At 55.1% G+C, this 15,183-nt stretch carries 14 protein-coding genes; 5 read left to right on the top strand and 9 right to left on the bottom strand.

Features of this window, described 5'->3' with window-relative positions; all coding sequences use genetic code 11:
• Positions 1-118: 118 nt before the first annotated feature.
• From B5M42_RS08745 to B5M42_RS08720, 6 genes are all read right to left on the bottom strand, one after another.
• Entirely contained in the window at positions 119-1,489 is a 1,371-nt protein-coding gene (locus B5M42_RS08745; protein ID WP_230632815.1) for an MFS transporter, read from the bottom strand.
• Between the two features lie 247 nt (positions 1,490-1,736).
• Positions 1,737-1,952: a hypothetical protein gene (locus B5M42_RS08740; RefSeq protein WP_134749198.1), complete on the bottom strand. Its 216-nt coding sequence runs from the start codon at positions 1,950-1,952 to the stop codon at positions 1,737-1,739.
• Positions 1,927-2,121: a hypothetical protein gene (locus tag B5M42_RS08735; protein WP_134749196.1), complete on the bottom strand. Its 195-nt coding sequence runs from the start codon at positions 2,119-2,121 to the stop codon at positions 1,927-1,929. The genes B5M42_RS08740 and B5M42_RS08735 overlap by 26 nt, the downstream gene beginning before the upstream one ends.
• 253 nt (positions 2,122-2,374) lie before the next feature.
• Positions 2,375-3,355 (bottom strand): ABC transporter ATP-binding protein, encoded by a 981-nt coding sequence (locus tag B5M42_RS08730; RefSeq protein WP_134749194.1) that lies wholly within the window; start codon positions 3,353-3,355, stop codon positions 2,375-2,377.
• A 2-nt stretch (positions 3,356-3,357) separates the two neighbouring features.
• Entirely contained in the window at positions 3,358-4,152 is a 795-nt protein-coding gene (locus tag B5M42_RS08725; RefSeq protein WP_167689571.1) for an ABC transporter permease, read from the bottom strand.
• A gap of 4 nt (positions 4,153-4,156) precedes the next feature.
• Positions 4,157-4,933, bottom strand: coding sequence for an ABC transporter permease (locus B5M42_RS08720; RefSeq protein ID WP_134749190.1), 777 nt, complete (start codon positions 4,931-4,933; stop codon positions 4,157-4,159).
• Between the two features lie 391 nt (positions 4,934-5,324).
• Here B5M42_RS08720 and B5M42_RS08715 point away from each other — a divergent pair, with 391 nt between their 5' ends.
• The 3 genes from B5M42_RS08715 to cydS are packed head-to-tail and all read left to right on the top strand — an operon-like array spanning position 5,325 to position 7,810.
• Positions 5,325-6,668 (top strand): cytochrome ubiquinol oxidase subunit I, encoded by a 1,344-nt coding sequence (locus B5M42_RS08715; protein WP_134749188.1) that lies wholly within the window; start codon positions 5,325-5,327, stop codon positions 6,666-6,668.
• On the top strand, positions 6,665-7,690 hold the full coding sequence (locus B5M42_RS08710) for a cytochrome d ubiquinol oxidase subunit II (protein WP_134749186.1): 1,026 nt from the start codon (positions 6,665-6,667) through the stop codon (positions 7,688-7,690). The genes B5M42_RS08715 and B5M42_RS08710 overlap by 4 nt, the downstream gene beginning before the upstream one ends.
• 6 nt (positions 7,691-7,696) lie before the next feature.
• On the top strand, positions 7,697-7,810 hold the full coding sequence (cydS, locus tag B5M42_RS25710) for a cytochrome bd oxidase small subunit CydS (protein ID WP_407946117.1): 114 nt from the start codon (positions 7,697-7,699) through the stop codon (positions 7,808-7,810).
• Between the two features lie 328 nt (positions 7,811-8,138).
• On the opposite strand, the gene B5M42_RS08705 is transcribed toward cydS, so the two are convergent.
• Positions 8,139-9,221 carry a Gfo/Idh/MocA family protein gene (locus B5M42_RS08705; RefSeq protein WP_134749184.1) on the bottom strand — a complete coding sequence of 361 codons (1,083 nt, stop codon included), beginning with the start codon at positions 9,219-9,221 and terminating at the stop codon, positions 8,139-8,141.
• A gap of 303 nt (positions 9,222-9,524) precedes the next feature.
• Here B5M42_RS08705 and B5M42_RS08700 point away from each other — a divergent pair, with 303 nt between their 5' ends.
• Together B5M42_RS08700 and B5M42_RS08695 are read left to right on the top strand one after the other, a co-directional pair.
• Positions 9,525-11,174, top strand: coding sequence for a hypothetical protein (locus B5M42_RS08700; protein ID WP_134749182.1), 1,650 nt, complete (start codon positions 9,525-9,527; stop codon positions 11,172-11,174).
• Between the two features lie 165 nt (positions 11,175-11,339).
• Positions 11,340-12,422 (top strand): protein kinase family protein, encoded by a 1,083-nt coding sequence (locus B5M42_RS08695; RefSeq protein WP_134749180.1) that lies wholly within the window; start codon positions 11,340-11,342, stop codon positions 12,420-12,422.
• Positions 12,423-12,477: 55 nt separating this feature from the next.
• Here the strand turns inward: B5M42_RS08695 and B5M42_RS08690 are convergent, their stop codons facing one another.
• Both B5M42_RS08690 and pnpS read right to left on the bottom strand, forming a co-directional pair.
• Complete coding sequence (locus tag B5M42_RS08690) at positions 12,478-13,194, bottom strand: response regulator transcription factor (protein ID WP_134749178.1); 717 nt, start codon at positions 13,192-13,194, stop codon at positions 12,478-12,480.
• A gap of 164 nt (positions 13,195-13,358) precedes the next feature.
• Positions 13,359-15,155 (bottom strand): two-component system histidine kinase PnpS, encoded by a 1,797-nt coding sequence (pnpS, locus tag B5M42_RS08685; protein WP_134749630.1) that lies wholly within the window; start codon positions 15,153-15,155, stop codon positions 13,359-13,361.
• Positions 15,156-15,183 lie beyond the last annotated feature (28 nt).

The following is a 15,183-nucleotide window of genomic DNA, read 5'->3' as shown; positions in this document are numbered from 1 at the left end:
GCCGCCCCCGCAAAATGACACATTCATCATGCTATTATAACGCGAAAATGAACTTATTCCTATTCTTTTACAGAGAAAAATATACCTCCTGCAAGCAGCGTCCATCTCGCCCGCAGCCTCAACCCTGCCTCTCCGCCGTCTCTGAGCGCCCGCTCCCGTCGGCCCGCAGCAGCCTCAGCGTCAGCAGCAGCATCGCCGCGCCGATCAGCGCGCACACCAGCGCCATCACGTGCAGCTTGCCCGATGTAATTTGCTTGCCGAACACCGCGCTCAGCAGGCTCGACGAAAGAATCGTGCCCAAATAACGGGAGGTCATGAACAGTCCCGAGGCAATGCCGGTTTCGGCTTTAGAAACGAAGCGGTACAGCGCTGTTTGCATGCCCAGATTATTAAGCCCTGTACTGACCCCCGATACCGTAAGCACGGCAAACATCCAGCCGGCCGAAGTACCGTCCCTGAACGTAAGCATCAGCAGCGTCCCCGCGCATGCCAGCGTTGCTCCCAGCATTAACGGCTTGTATGGCCCCCTGGCATCGATCCATCGGCCGGCCAGCGGGGTCGCCAGCACACTGAACCCGGCAATGGCCAGCATGACTACCCCGGTCATCCGCACATCGAAATGATGCGCCGCCTCCAGATAAGAAGGGATGCCGAACATAATGGAATAAAAGACGAAGTTCACCAGAATAAATTGTACATAAATCAGCGTCACGTTCCTGTTCGTTTTTAAAAATACCACGTCGATAAACGGCTGCTCCCGCCCGTATTCGTAGCGGTACAACCCCCAGCTTGCCGCCAGACCCGCAACGAGCCAGAGCCACAGCCAGCCGCTTCCGCCCGGAACCGCCAGGAAAAACAGCAGCCACAGCATAATCGCCGCAGAAAACAACACGATGCCCGGAGCATCGAGCCGCACTCGCGCGCCACGCACGGGCTCGTCCTTGGGCAGCACCTTCAGGCTCAGCAGCAGCGACACGACAATCACCGGAAAATTGACGATAAAAATCGCCGGCCAGTCCCACGCATGAATCAGAAAGCCGCCGAGCGAAGGGCCAAACGCCGCCGAGGTCGACGAGAACACGGACAAGACGCCCAGCGCCCGCGCCTGCTTGCCGGTAATGGCCTGACGCACAATGCCCATCCCCGCCGGGAATAACGTTGACGTGCCGATCGCCTGCAAGGCGCGAAAGCCGATCAGCCAGCCGAACGAGGGCGACAGCGGAGCAAGCAGCGACGAACACGTCACCAGCAGCAGTCCAAGGATAAACAGCCGCTTGCGGCCGAACAAATCACTCAGCTTGCCCATCACAGGCTGGGCGATCGCACTGGCCAAATAATACGTCGAGATCAGCCAGGAAATATCCGCAAACGAAAGATGAAACTCCTCCTGCAGCCGGGCAAAAGCGACGGAAATCATCGACGTATTCAGCGGATTCAGCATAATACCGAGCGCAACAGCCGTCAGAAGAAGATTCGGTTTGTTTTTCATATTGCCACACTCCTCCAATTGCTTCCCAGTATAAGCCATCCCCGGTCAAAAGCAAACGGCTTCCGGCTGCTGTCCGACCGCGCTCCTGAAGTCCGTTGCACAGCCAAGCGCTACCTCGCCTTCCCGGCCTCCTCAGCCTCATTCGCCCTCTCGCCCTTACCGTGCGCACTCCCTACACGCGCAAAAAAAGCCCGCGGGGTTGCCGCGAACTTGATGGCGCGCTCCCAGTCCACGCCTCTCGTCAAAACTAGAAAATCGGAATCCGGTACTTATCGCCCTCTTCCGAATATAGATAAGCCTCCGAGCTGAGCAGATCAATCTGCACCGGCTTTTTCCGCAGTGTATTGAGCGTAATTTTGTTTTGGCGCAGCGCAGACAAAAGCGATGGAATCAGCTTGTGGTCCGTCCCGATCAAATTCACCTGAATCGCAGCTTGATCAAACGTAATGCTGGTCGTTGTCATAAGATTTCCTCCTTGGTATCGTCAAATAAGTAACGTTCACACCTGCTCCATGCGCAGCATTTCGCATCTGTTCGTCCACGTTTGCTGCCAGCGGCGAATACACAGCTTCGACGGACAGCTTGCGCTTGTGCGCGCTGACCAACTGGATCGATTCCAACAACACTCCCATCTCGACAACCTCCTTTACGTGCAAAATAGTAGAAACGGCATGAACGCTGTGCGCATCCATGCCCTCTGGTGATCCAGTCAGCTATATTAAAACCAACTAATTCAATTGGTTTTATATGAATAAATCTAATTTATCACCGCTGCCTGTAATTGTCAACCAAAGTTTGGGAAAATATCGTTCTGCAAGCCCTCCGATACTTACCCCACTTTCCCTTCCGTGAATCAGCGGTCCCCTCGCATGCTAATAACCGGCTTCAAGCCTGATAAATATGCTTAATGACTTCTTCAATCGGAATATTGCTGATGTTGATATCAATCACCGGAAATCGTTCCAGAATCTCATAAGCGACCTGCTTGATGTCCCGTTCGGTCAAATCGATCTCGATTTGCGCCGTTAGCGGACTGTAAGCGCTGACCGTATACGGTGCGAGCAGCGATTCGTCCACGGGCTCGGCAAACTTGATGTCAACCAGCTTGCGATTGGTGAAGTAAGCGCCAAGCCGACCCATCGTATCGTCAAACACGACGCTGCCTTTATTAATGATCGTCACCCGGTCGCAAAGATTTTCCAGATCGGCCAAATCATGCGTCGTGATGATAAACGTCGTCTGAAAATCCTTATTCATCTGGCGGATCGATTGACGAATCGTATCTTTGGATACAATATCAAGACCAATCGTCGGTTCATCGAGAAAAATCAGCTCCGGCTCGTGCAGCAGCGCGCAAACGATCTCGCATTTCATCCGTTCGCCCAGCGACAGCGAGCGCACCGGCTGATGAATGACCCGCTCAATATCGAGCAGCTCGCGGAAATAGCCCAAGCGCTCCTTGTATTTCGCATCGGGAATCTTGTACATTTCCTTATTGAGCGAAAACGTGTCAATCGGCGGCAAATCCCACCACAATTGTGATTTCTGTCCGAACAGCACGCCCAGATGCAGGACGAAGCGCTCGCGCTCCTTCCAGGGCGTAAAGCCCATAATATCGATGCTGCCGCCGCTCGGATGAAGGATGCCCGACATCATCTTGATCGTCGTCGACTTGCCGGCCCCGTTTGGCCCGATCAAGCCGCGGATCTCCCCCTTGCGCACCTGAAGATCGATGCCGTCGACGCTATGCACCAGCTCCGTCTCGCGGCTCCATAACGATTGCAGCGTGCCGAGAAAGCCTTCTTTCTTTTTCACCCGTTTAAACGTCTTTCGCAAGTCTTGAATATCGATAATAAATTCGCTCATGATTATCCTCCAGCGCTCGTATATTTGCGCAAGCTGCGGTTCCAGTACATGATACTAAGCCCGAACAATCCGAAGCAGCAAGCCGCGGCCAGCCACAAGCCGTTATCTGCGCGATCCAGCAAAATTTGCGCCGGGTAATAGGTCCAGACAGCAAACGGCAAACACGTCACCATCGCCATTTGCAGCAGCGCAGGGTAAATATTGATCGGGTAATTGCCGAAATTCGTCACCATATCCATCATCTCGCCGATGCGGCCCATCTGAACGAGCATAATCACAATCGCGCAATAAAAAATCGTAATCGCCATAAACAGCACGACGCCGCTAATCAGCAGCAGCAATAAAAGCGGCGCCATCGTCCACTCAAACGGCACGTGCAGCCGCATATAGGATACCACCGTCAAACTGACGCCCGCGATGCAGGAGCCGATGCCGTTCAGCTGAAATCCGCTGCACAACAACACGCCGATCGGCGGATACGGCTTGAGCAGCAGCCGGTCGAATTCGCCCTTCCACACCATGTTCATCACCGTGTTGCGCAAATCGCCGAACAGCAAATCGCGCAAGCCGAACCACAGCAGCAGCAGCCCCTGAAACAGCAGCACCTGGTCCAGCGTCCAGCCCGGATAGCCGCGGGTATTGGTGAAATACAAATACTGCACGAACGGCCCGATCCCGGACAGCGCAATGGAGATGACCAATCCGGTCACAAAATCAAAGCGGTACATCATCGCCCGCGACACGCTCAGCTTCATATGCCATACATACAGGCGCAACAGGCCCGAAAACCTCTTCATTCGTCTACCCTCCCGCAATGACGATTTTTTTGGTGATCGACATCCAGACGAAACGGCCCAACGCATACAGCACTACGCACCAGATCAACTGAATGCCCAGCGTCGTTAGCCAATGGCCGGTCGACACCGCTTCGCCGCGATTGAGAAAAAACTGCACCGGCTCGTAAAAAATATATTTGAACGGCAGCGCCTCGCACACCGTTTTCAGCCACCCCGGGAAAAAATCAAGCGGAATCATCGCGCCCCCCAGCAGCGTCATCGCCGCCGTCAGCACATTATTCAAGCCGGTATTATTTTGGGTCAGCACAGCGCTCATGCCAATCAGAAACTTCAATAGAAAGTGCAAGCAGAACGCCAGCGCAATCACCGCAAGAAACTTGCCGAACGACAGCACGGTCAGGAACACCGGCGGATAAATCAGCGAATAAATGATCATATCCGGCACAAACTCGAACAGCACGCCCGCTGTGCGCAGCGCCACCGCATGAGCCAGCTCGAACCGGAACACCGTAATCGGCCGCAGCAGCATCGGCCCCAGATCCCCCGATAAAATATAATTGCTCATCCGCCGATCGGCGAAATTAAACGTAAAAATCCACACAAACGTCGTCACCGCATAATACCAGATCATTTGCGTCAAATCGTAGCCCTTGATTTCTGCAGTCCCGTTATAGGTGTAAATACTCGTAAACAACGCAATGTTTAGCGCCAAGATAATCGGGTGAATGAATATAGAAAACAGAAACCCTTTCGGATAGGCAAAAAACACCTTCAAATTCAAATGAACCGCCTTCCAGAAAACACGCAATGGCCTCGCCGCCCCCATCTTTTCGTTTTTATATTACAACAGTCTTTGATCACCAAATTATAGTTCAAATGCAGACGTTTGGCAAAATCTTTTTTTGCCACCTGACCCTGTGACCGCCGTACACCGTTTCGTAAAATTCTGTTCAAACGTTGCTCACAATCACTGTGAAAAAAATCACAAGCTCAGCTTATAATAAACGTATAATGAATGTAACGTCGCATTGAAAAATCGAAAGGTCGGGTGAATACAATGGATAAGTACCGCAAGCAGGAAAAAGTGCTGATGCTGCTCTGCGCAGCCGTCGCCCTCATCATGCTGCTGTCCTTCGCACGCCGTTTATTCGCCTGAAAAGGAGCTGAAGCCCATGCATTATGATCCCGTCTTGTACAGCCGCATCCTGACCGAGCTGACGCTGGCCTTCCACATTTTGTTCGCCACCGTCGGTGTCGGCATCCCGGTGCTGATCGCGCTCGCCGAATGGACCGGCATTCGCCGCAAAGACCCGTATTACACCATGCTGGCGCGGCGCTGGGCGCGCGGCTTTGTCATCACCGTCGCTGTCGGCGTTGTCACCGGCACGGCCATCGGCTTGCAGCTAAGCCTGCTGTGGCCCAGCTTCATGCGCATTGCCGGGCAAGCCATCGCGCTGCCGCTGTTCATGGAGACGTTCGCCTTTTTCTTTGAAGCAATTTTCCTTGGCATTTATTTGTACACCTGGGATCGGTTCCGCAAGCCGATCACCCATTTCCTGCTGGCCATTCCCGTCATCATCGGCTCGTCGGCATCGGCGTTTTTCATTACCACCGTCAATGCCTTTATGAATACGCCGCAGGGCTTCAAGCTGGAGAACGGCTCGATTGTCGACATCCAGCCCCTGGTAGCGATGTTTAATCCGGCAACGCCGACCAAGGTCGCGCATGTGCTCGCTTCCTCTTACATGACCAGCGCCTTCGTGCTTGCCGCCATCGCCGCCTTCTCGCTGCTGAAAAACCGCGGCTCGCTCTATCACCGCAAGGCGCTCAAGCTGACGATGACGGCTGCGCTCGTCTTTTCAGTCGCCACAGCGGCTGTCGGCGACTTGTCCGGCAAATTTCTCGCCAAATACCAGCCGGAGAAGCTGGCTGCGGCCGAATGGCATTTTGAAACGGCGGAGCAGGCTCCGCTGGTGCTCGGAGGTTATCTGACCCCCGACCATGAGATCAAGTACGGGCTGAAAATCCCTTATGCCCTCAGTATTTTGGCGCATGGCACGCCAACGTCCGAAGTGCAGGGCTTGAACGAAACGCCGGAGAATGAACGGCCGCCGCTGTATGTGCATTATATTTTCGACCTGATGGTCAGCATCGGCATCTTCCTCACCCTGCTCGCATTGGCGTACATGTGGACCCAACGCCGCGGCAGCAAATCCCGCTATCCCCGCTGGCTGCTGCGCCTGATCGTCTGGGCCGGACCGCTGGCCATGCTGGGCATCGAATGCGGCTGGGTATACGCCGAAGTCGGCCGTCAGCCGTGGATTCTGCGCGGTTATATGAAAACCATCGACGGCGCCACCACCTCGATGCACGTCGACACGATGCTCGTGCTGTTCTGCTTCTTGTATCTGCTGCTTGGCTTTACAGTCGTCAAGGTGCTCGGCAAGCTGTTCAAAAATAACGAGGTTCATGAAGAATTGGCCGCCTGGGGTCTGGAAGGAGGGAAACCGCAATGAATTATGAGGTGCTGGGCATCAGCGTATTGTGGATTTTTCTCTATGGCTATCTGATTGTCGCTTCCATTGATTTTGGCGCCGGATTTTTCAGCTACTATTCCTTTGTCACCGGACGCAAGCATCTGGTCCACAACATCATTGAGCGTTACCTGTCGCCGGTGTGGGAAGTGACGAACGTGTTTCTGATTTTTTTCATCGTCGGGATTGTCGGCTTTTTCCCGGATACGGCCTATTATTACGGAACGGCGCTGCTTGTGCCGGGCAGCGTAGCGATTGTGCTGCTGGCCCTGCGCGGCTCGTATTACGCCTTTAGCACCTACGGGGCCAAGGACAATAAAGTGTACATGCTGCTGTACGGCGCGACAGGCCTGCTGATTCCCGCTTCGCTGTCCACGGTGCTAACGATTTCCGAAGGCGGCTTTGTGAGCGAAATCAACGGGCAAGTCCACTTCCTCTACAGCCGGCTGTTCACCAGCCCCTATTCGTGGGCCGTTGTCCTGCTGGCGCTCGTCAGCGTGCTGTACATTTCGGCCATGTTTTTGACCTATTACGCCTCAAAGGCGCAGGACTACAAAGCGCTGGAGGTCGTTCGCAGCTACGCGCTCGGCTGGAGCACGCCGACGATTCTCAGCAGCTTGCTCGTCTTTTTCGCCATCAATGGGCATAATCCCGAGCATTTTCAGCGCATGCTGGACCTGTCGTGGATGTTCGTCATTTCCTTCCTCTGCTTCCTCGGCGCGGTGGGTCTCGTCTGGCGCAGAAGGAGCTACGGCTGGGCGTTCCTGCTGGTGATGCTGCAATTCGCCTTTGCCTTTTTCGGCTACGGGGCATCGCATATGCCTTACATTTTGTACCCGTATATCAATATCTATCACAACTTTACGAGCGAAGCGATGGCGATTGCTCTGGTCATCGTGTTTATCGCCGGACTGCTGCTGCTCATTCCGTCACTTGTGCTGCTGATGCGTTTGTTCCTCTTTAACGCCGGTTATGTGCAGGGACGCACCTCGAAGAAAGGGTGATCGCCGATGGATCTCGAATACTTTCTGATCATGGTCGCACCGTATCTGGTGATCTTATTGTCTCTGGCTATTTTGTTCGGATGGGCCATGCGCGGCAACGACAGCTCGTTGGAGCCGTAGCCGTCAGCACCTTTTACCGCGTCGCGGTGTCGGATGAATCGCTTTCATTGACGAATGGAGCCCAGCCGTTCTTCCGCATGCGACAAACTATTTCCTAGGAAATGATCGAAAAAGCCCGAAAGCCTGTCCCTCTCGACAGGCTTTTTTGCCGCTTCGCTCGACAAAACCGCGCGAATCCGCGCCTCCCGTCAACCGCTCCGACCACGGAAAGCCGCCTGCTTCCGCCCCAACTGCGGAAATCTCGGGCATTGTAACGGCCTAAGCCAGCGGCCAAGCGCCAAAAAGCCCTGCTCCGACGAATGCCGAAGCAAGGCTTTCAAACCACTTTTTATTCAAAATAAACCGCTTTGCCCGTGCGCGCCGATTCGTAAATCGCCTCAAGAATTTCCGAAACCACACACGCCTGCTCCGGCGTCACAACCGGCTCCGTGTCGTTATCAATCGCTTCGATCCACAAGCGCATTTCCAGATCGGGCGCGTTTTCGCTTTCGCCCTCATAGAACGCCACGCCGCCGGAGCTCAGCTCGACGTTTGTCGTGAACAAGCGGCTGTTCTTCTCGCCGTTCAGACGCAAGCCGTCCTTCATGTCTGCGCCGCCCTCGGTGCCGCACAGCGTACATTTTGCTTCATCGACTTCCAGCGAGTTCAGCGCCCAGCTCGATTCGAGCATGATCGTCGCGCCGTTTTGCATCGTAATCATTCCGAAAGCCGAATCCTCGACCGTAAATTGCGCCGGGTCCCACGGTCCCCAGGCATTGGCGGCATTTTCCCGCTGCGACAGCTTGTGAAACGAGGTGCCAAGCACAGCCTTGGGCTTGTAATTGTTCATCATCCACAGCGTCAGATCCAGCGCATGCGTGCCGATATCGATCAACGGTCCGCCACCCTGCTTCTCTTCATCCAGAAAAACGCCCCACGTCGGCACCGCCCGCCGACGAATCGCATGCGCCTTAGCGTAATAAATCTCGCCCAGCTCGCCGTCCGCGCACAGCTTTTGCAAATATTGGCTGTCCGAACGGAACCGATTGTTGTAGCCAATCGTCAGCTTTTTGCCCGTCCGCTTGGCCGCTTCCACCATTCGCCGCGCGTCGGCCGCCGTCTTGGCCATCGGCTTTTCGCACATGACATGCTTACCGGCTTCCAGTGCGGCAATCGTAATCTCCGCATGCGAATCGTTGGGCGTACACACATGCACAATATCAATCGTGTCGTCCTTCAGCACATCCTCATAACGCTCGTATACCGCGGTCTCGCCCTTGCCGAACTTGGCCGCCGCCTGCTGCGCTCTTTCGATTTCGATATCGCAAAACACTGCCATTTCCACCTGCTCCAGCTTGGCCAGACTGGGCATATGCTTGCCATTGGCAATCCCGCCGCAGCCGATAATGGCTATTCGATATGTACGCGACATTTGTAGTTTCCTCCCGGTCCTTCATAGGGACGTATATTGGTGCTCCATTACTAAGTATAGATATTTGACGGCATGAAACAAATGCCGATTTGGCGCATTTTATATGCGATTGTGCCATTCGCGGCAGCGCGTTCCCTGCAAGCCGGTTGTCGTCATTGGCAATTGAAGCAATATTCATTCAAATGTGCACGAAATCGTTGATTTGTTGCATTGTTCCGCAACGGAAAACTGCCTACAATCAGTGTGAATGATAGCGCTTTATTTAGTTAAGGCCGCTAATCAACTACATTTGGAGGTATGATTATGAACGGTTTCGCCATTTTCACCCGCAGGAGGCTGCTGGCGCTTTGCCTGTCTCTGCTGCTCGCCGTCGCTTCGCTCTCCTGGAGCGCCGGACAAGCTTCCGCGGCCTCGCAGGTCATTCGCATTCTCTACATCGGCAACAGCATGATCTATTACTACGACATGCCGGGCAAAATTCAAGCGTTGCTGCAATCGCTCGGCTATACCGTCGAATATCAGCAGGTCACGCCTGGCGGCGCCTTCCTGACCCAACATGCCCAAGCCGGCAGCGCAGCGCGTCAAGCGATCCAGAACGGCTACAACGGCAACAAGTGGAATTACGTGATCGTCAACGCCAACACGATGGAGCCCGCGCAGGACTATAACGGGATGCTGGCCGCGGCGCAAACGCTGAAGGCCGACACCAGCGCCTACAACCCGGGCGCAGCTTTTATTTTGCATTCAACCAATCCGTTCAGCCCTTCCACCATCGTCTCCAACTCCGGCGGCCTCTATACCGATACGAACGCGATGGCAGCCGACGTCACCGCCAAATACGCAAGCATGGCAGCGACGCTCGGCGTCAAATACGGCCCGAACACGAAGGGCATGCAGAAGCTGTTTACCGACGGCACCAAGGGCGTCAATGACATCTGGAGCCCGGATGGCAAGCATCATACCGATTTTTCGCATTATATGGCCGCATGCATCTATGCCGCGATGATTTCCGGCGTCGATCCGACCTATTTCACCTACAACGGCAGCTTGTCGCAAGCCGATGCCAACTATGCCAAAAGCGTAGCCAAAGCCGCTATTACCGGCTCCAATCAAGGTATAACGCTGGGCGCTCCGCCAGTGACAAGCAATCCGACCTCGGTAAAAATGGAAGCGGAAAACATGACGCTGACCAATTACACAGTCGAAAATAACGGCAGCGCCACTAACGGCTCGCTGATCAAGGTCAACGCCGGAACGACCGGCACAGCGACCCAAGCGTTCCCCGGCGCAAGCGGCGTCTATGACATCAAAGTCACCTATTGGGACGAATCCGACGGCAGCTCCGTCTATAATCTGTACGCCGGCAGCACCCTGCTGTCCAACTGGGTAGCCAACGAAGCCAGCGGCTCGATCTACTGTGACGCGACGACGCGCCGCACGCGCACGATCAGCAACGTGACGATCAACGCCAACGATCTGATCACAATTTCCAGCAACTACAACGGCGACGAATACGGCCGCGTCGATGTGATTGAATTCGTACCCAAGATGTCCTCTGTCAAAATCGAAGCGGAGACGATGACGCTGACCAATTATACGGTCGAAAATAACGGCAGCGCCACCAACGGCTCGCTGATCAAGGTCAACGCCGGAACGACCGGCACAGCGACCAAAACGTTCCCCGGCGCAAGCGGCGTCTATGACATCAAAGTCACCTACTGGGACGAATCCGACGGCAGCTCCACGTACAATTTGTACGCCGGCAGCACGTTGCTGTCCAGTTGGGTAGCCAATGAAGCCAGCGGCTCGATCTATTGCGATGCCACCACCCGCCGCACGCGAACGATCAGCCACGTGACGATCAACGCCAACGATCTGATCAAAATTTCCAGCAACTACAACGGTGACGAATACGGCCGCGTCGATGTGCTGGAGTTTATTCCGGCTTCTTAGGAATTAAAGCCTGTACGATCAAAGACGTTTCCTAACCCATTATTATGGGTTTATGGAAGCGTCTTTGTTTTTCATTAGCCGCGTATATTTCCCCCGGCCTGCCAAAAGGATTTTCACCTTGGATCGCGAATCCAATAACTAACTGAATTTCCATCAAGGAGGTCGATGACTCTGCACCAACAGCATGCAGCTCCCGCCAAAACGATGCAGCCGCCCGTCGCGGACCTGCAGCAGCAAGAGTCGTCCCGCGAAGCGCCGCATGGAACGCTCGCCAACATGATGCACCTGCAGCGCACCATTGGCAACCAAGCCGTCGCTCAAATGGTACGACGCACGTCGGCGGCTGCCGTATCGTCAGCCCCCGCGGCTGTCATTCAACGCGCGCTCACGCTCGACAACGCCGATTTCTCGGGCGTCACCAGCATCAAAAAGCTCGGCGGCAACGCCGAAGGCGCCTTCCTCGTCGATGACGGCTCGGGCAAGGTCGTCGTCAAAATTTCCGATTCCGCGGAAAGCACCGTAATGGCCTACAACCTGGCCAAAGATTTTGGCATCCGGATTCCAAGCGCCCGTTATCTGGAGCTGAAAACCGAGTCCGGACAAATGCTGATCGAGCAAGCCGGCAAGCACAACAAAGAGCTGGAGAGCAAGCTGGAGGGCGCCAAAGCGATTACGATGTGGGAATTTATCAAAGGCGACACGATCGACCATTTCAAAAACAAAAGCGTGGACGACAAAGAAGTCCAGCAGTTCCGGCAAAACCCGGAAAACTTCATCAAGCTCGGCAAAATGCTCGTCTTCGACGCGGCGATTCTGAACGAAGACCGCTTCAAAATCGCCTTCGATCAGCCTATGAACCCTGGCAACCTGATGGTCGCCGGCAATCAGCCGGTCGGCCTCGATCAAGATTTTGCCCATATCGACGGGGATTCGACGCCGCAAAACAATCTGGAGGATTACGGCGATATAGTCGTCGGCAAACTGCAGCCGCTGCTGGCCAATCCCGACGCGCTGGCCGTCCAGCTCGTTTCCAAAATGGTCAAGGAAGGCTACGCGCTGTTTGCCGACCAGCAGGACCCGATCGCTGCAGGCATCAAGCAAGGCGTCGTCATCCTGCGCAATCTGGCCGATACCAAAAACCTGCGGCTGGAGAAGCTCATCGAATGGTCGAAGACGTTTACCCCCGACAGCAAGCTGGACCCGGATACCGTGCGCGGGTACTGGAACGGGCTGCTTGGCAGCGAATAGCCGGGCGGCACATGCCCAACGCGCAAAAAACCGGGACAGTCACGTCCCGGTTTGCTTATTTTTTCACGCTGGTCGCCACCAGCTTGTAGCCGACGCCGCGGATCGAATCGATCTGTACGGACTGCTGATTCATCTCCAGCTTTTTGCGCAGCGAGCTGACATGCACGTCCACCGTGCGCTGGCCGCCAATATAATCAAAGCCCCACACGATGTTCATCAAATCGTCGCGCGTCACCACAACACCCGGCCGCTGCACCAGGTACAGCAGCACCTCGAACTCCTTGGGCCGCAGTTGAATCGATTCCCCGTTCAGCATTACCTCGTATTTTTCCGGATAAATCGCCAGCTCCCCGGCCTGAATCACTTTATCGGTCGATTTGCTGCGCTGCGGCGCCGCTTCATCGGCCTGCGTACGCCGCAGCACAGCCGATACGCGCGCCAGCAGCTCGGCCACGCCAAACGGCTTGGTGATGTAATCGTCCGCTCCGTGCTTGAGCCCTTGAACCACTTCATCCTCGGCATTGCGCGCAGTCAAAATGATCACCGGCAGCTTGCTGCCATTCTGCCGCAGCTTCGTCAATATCTCAAATCCGTTTAAACCCGGAAGCATTATATCCAATATCAACAGGTCGTAAGCGTTTCGCAACGCCTCCTGCAGCCCTTCGCCGCCGTGATCGATCACCCGGGTGTCGTAGCCTTCCTGCGACAAATTGTAGGAGAGCAAGCGGGCGAGCGTGGGCTCGTCCTCGATGACCAATATTTTTTGCGCCATACGATCCCCCGAATTCACAAAATATGGACCTTGCACAGTTCTCATCATACCACGGAAATGTAAATATCATGTAAAGATTTTGTTAACGCTGCGTAAAATCGTCGCAACACGCTCCCGCGGGCAAGTCGCATTCCGGCACAAAGCCGGCCGCAGCCCCGGCCTCGCTAATGAATAACCGGCAGCTCGATCGTAAACTTCGTGCCGCTGCCCACCTCGCTGTCGACGCGAATCGTCCCTTTATGCAGCTCCACCAGATGCTTCACAATCGACAGGCCCAGCCCCGTCCCGCCGGAGCTGCGCGAACGCGCCTTGTCCACGCGGTAAAAGCGTTCAAAAATCCGCGGCAAATCCTTGCGCGGAATGCCGATACCCGTATCCGATACGATGATCCGCAGCCGCTCGTAATCGCCGTCACGCCCCAGATCAACCGGCTCGACCCGCACCTTTACCTTGCCGCCCTCCTGCGTGTAGTTAATACCGTTGGAAAGCAAATTAATCAAAATTTGCCGCAGCCGATCCTCATCCGCCTCCAGATACAAATCGTCAGGCACCTGCATGCTCAGCCCGATATGCTTTTTGTCCGCTTCCGTCTGCAGCATACTGAACGATTTCTCAATGAAATCAGACACATGCACCGGCGAGAAAATCATCGGAATACGCTTCGATTCGATTTTCGACAGCTCCAGAATATCGCCGATCAGCCGGTTCAACCGTTCGCTTTCGTCAAAAATAATTTGCAGAAACGACTTGGCCGTTTCCTTATCGTTAAGCGCGCCGGCCAGCAGCGTCTCGGCAAAGCCCTTGACCGCCGCAATCGGCGTCTTCAGCTCATGCGACACATTGGCGACGAATTCGCTGCGCATCCGCTCCAGCCTGCGCATCGCCGTAATATCGTGCAGCACGATCAGCACCCCGGACCATTCCCCATCCTCATGCGTCATCGGGCTGAGGTTGATTTCCAGAATCCGTTCGGCCGGATAATAAAAAATCACTTCCTCGCGGACCGGCTCGCGAAACTCGAAGCTTTCCTCAATCAGCTTGGTAAATTCGAATTGCTGCTTGGCATCGCCGTATTTTTTGCCGAGCAGCTCCTGCGCGGAGAAGCCGAGAATCTCCTCGGCCGAGCGATTCAGCAGCACAATCCGCTCCTCGGCGTCGATCATCATCAAGCCACTGACCATGTTCTCCAGCACGCCGGCCAGCCGCTGCTCGTTCTCGCGAATGCGGTCCATTTGCAGATGCAAACTGTCCGCCATCCGATTGATCGCTTGCCCAAGCTGCCCAACCTCGTCGTTATTGTAATAAGGCACGCGAGCCTCGTAATTCAAATTCGTAATCTGCTTGGCCACGCGGGTGATTTTTTCAATCGGGCGCGTGATGCCGCGGGCAATGCGGTAGCTGACGGCAATCGCGATCAGGAACAACGCCAACAGACCGGCCAGCAGAAAAAACCACAGCTGGCGAATCGAAGCGTCCACCTGCGCAAGACTCATCGACAGCCGCAAATAGCCAGTGATCCGGTTGTTCGAATCCTTGAGCGGCATAGCCGCGTACAGCATATTTTCCTTGAGGGTGTCGCTGTAGCGCGTTTTGAAGCCGATGCCGTTTAATGCCGCTTCGCCGATTTCCGGGCGGGTCAAATGATTGTCCATTTGCGCCGGATTCTGGTCGGAGTCGCCCAGCACCTTGCCGTCGCTGCGTACATACGTCACGCGCGCTCCTGCGGAATCCTTGAGCATCCGCGTCCGCTCCGTGTAATACGACGTCAGCTCCGCCTCGCCGCCGGCGCGGCTCCAGTCCACCGTCGACGCAATCACTTTCAGCTCGCGCTCCATGTTATCCTGCAGCGCTTCAATATGCGAATCCTGCAGCACCTTGGCCATGAATAGGCCAGCCAGCAGCATCGAGCAGCCAATCAGCGCAATCAGGATCAAGGTCAGCTTGGCGCGGAATTTGTTCATCGGCAATCGTTCCTCCATTCGGCATCTC

Source organism: Paenibacillus athensensis (genome assembly GCF_004514475.2).
Lineage (GTDB): Bacteria > Bacillota > Bacilli > Paenibacillales > NBRC-103111 > Paenibacillus_AL > Paenibacillus_AL athensensis.
This window is presented reverse-complemented; position numbering and strand designations above follow the sequence as displayed.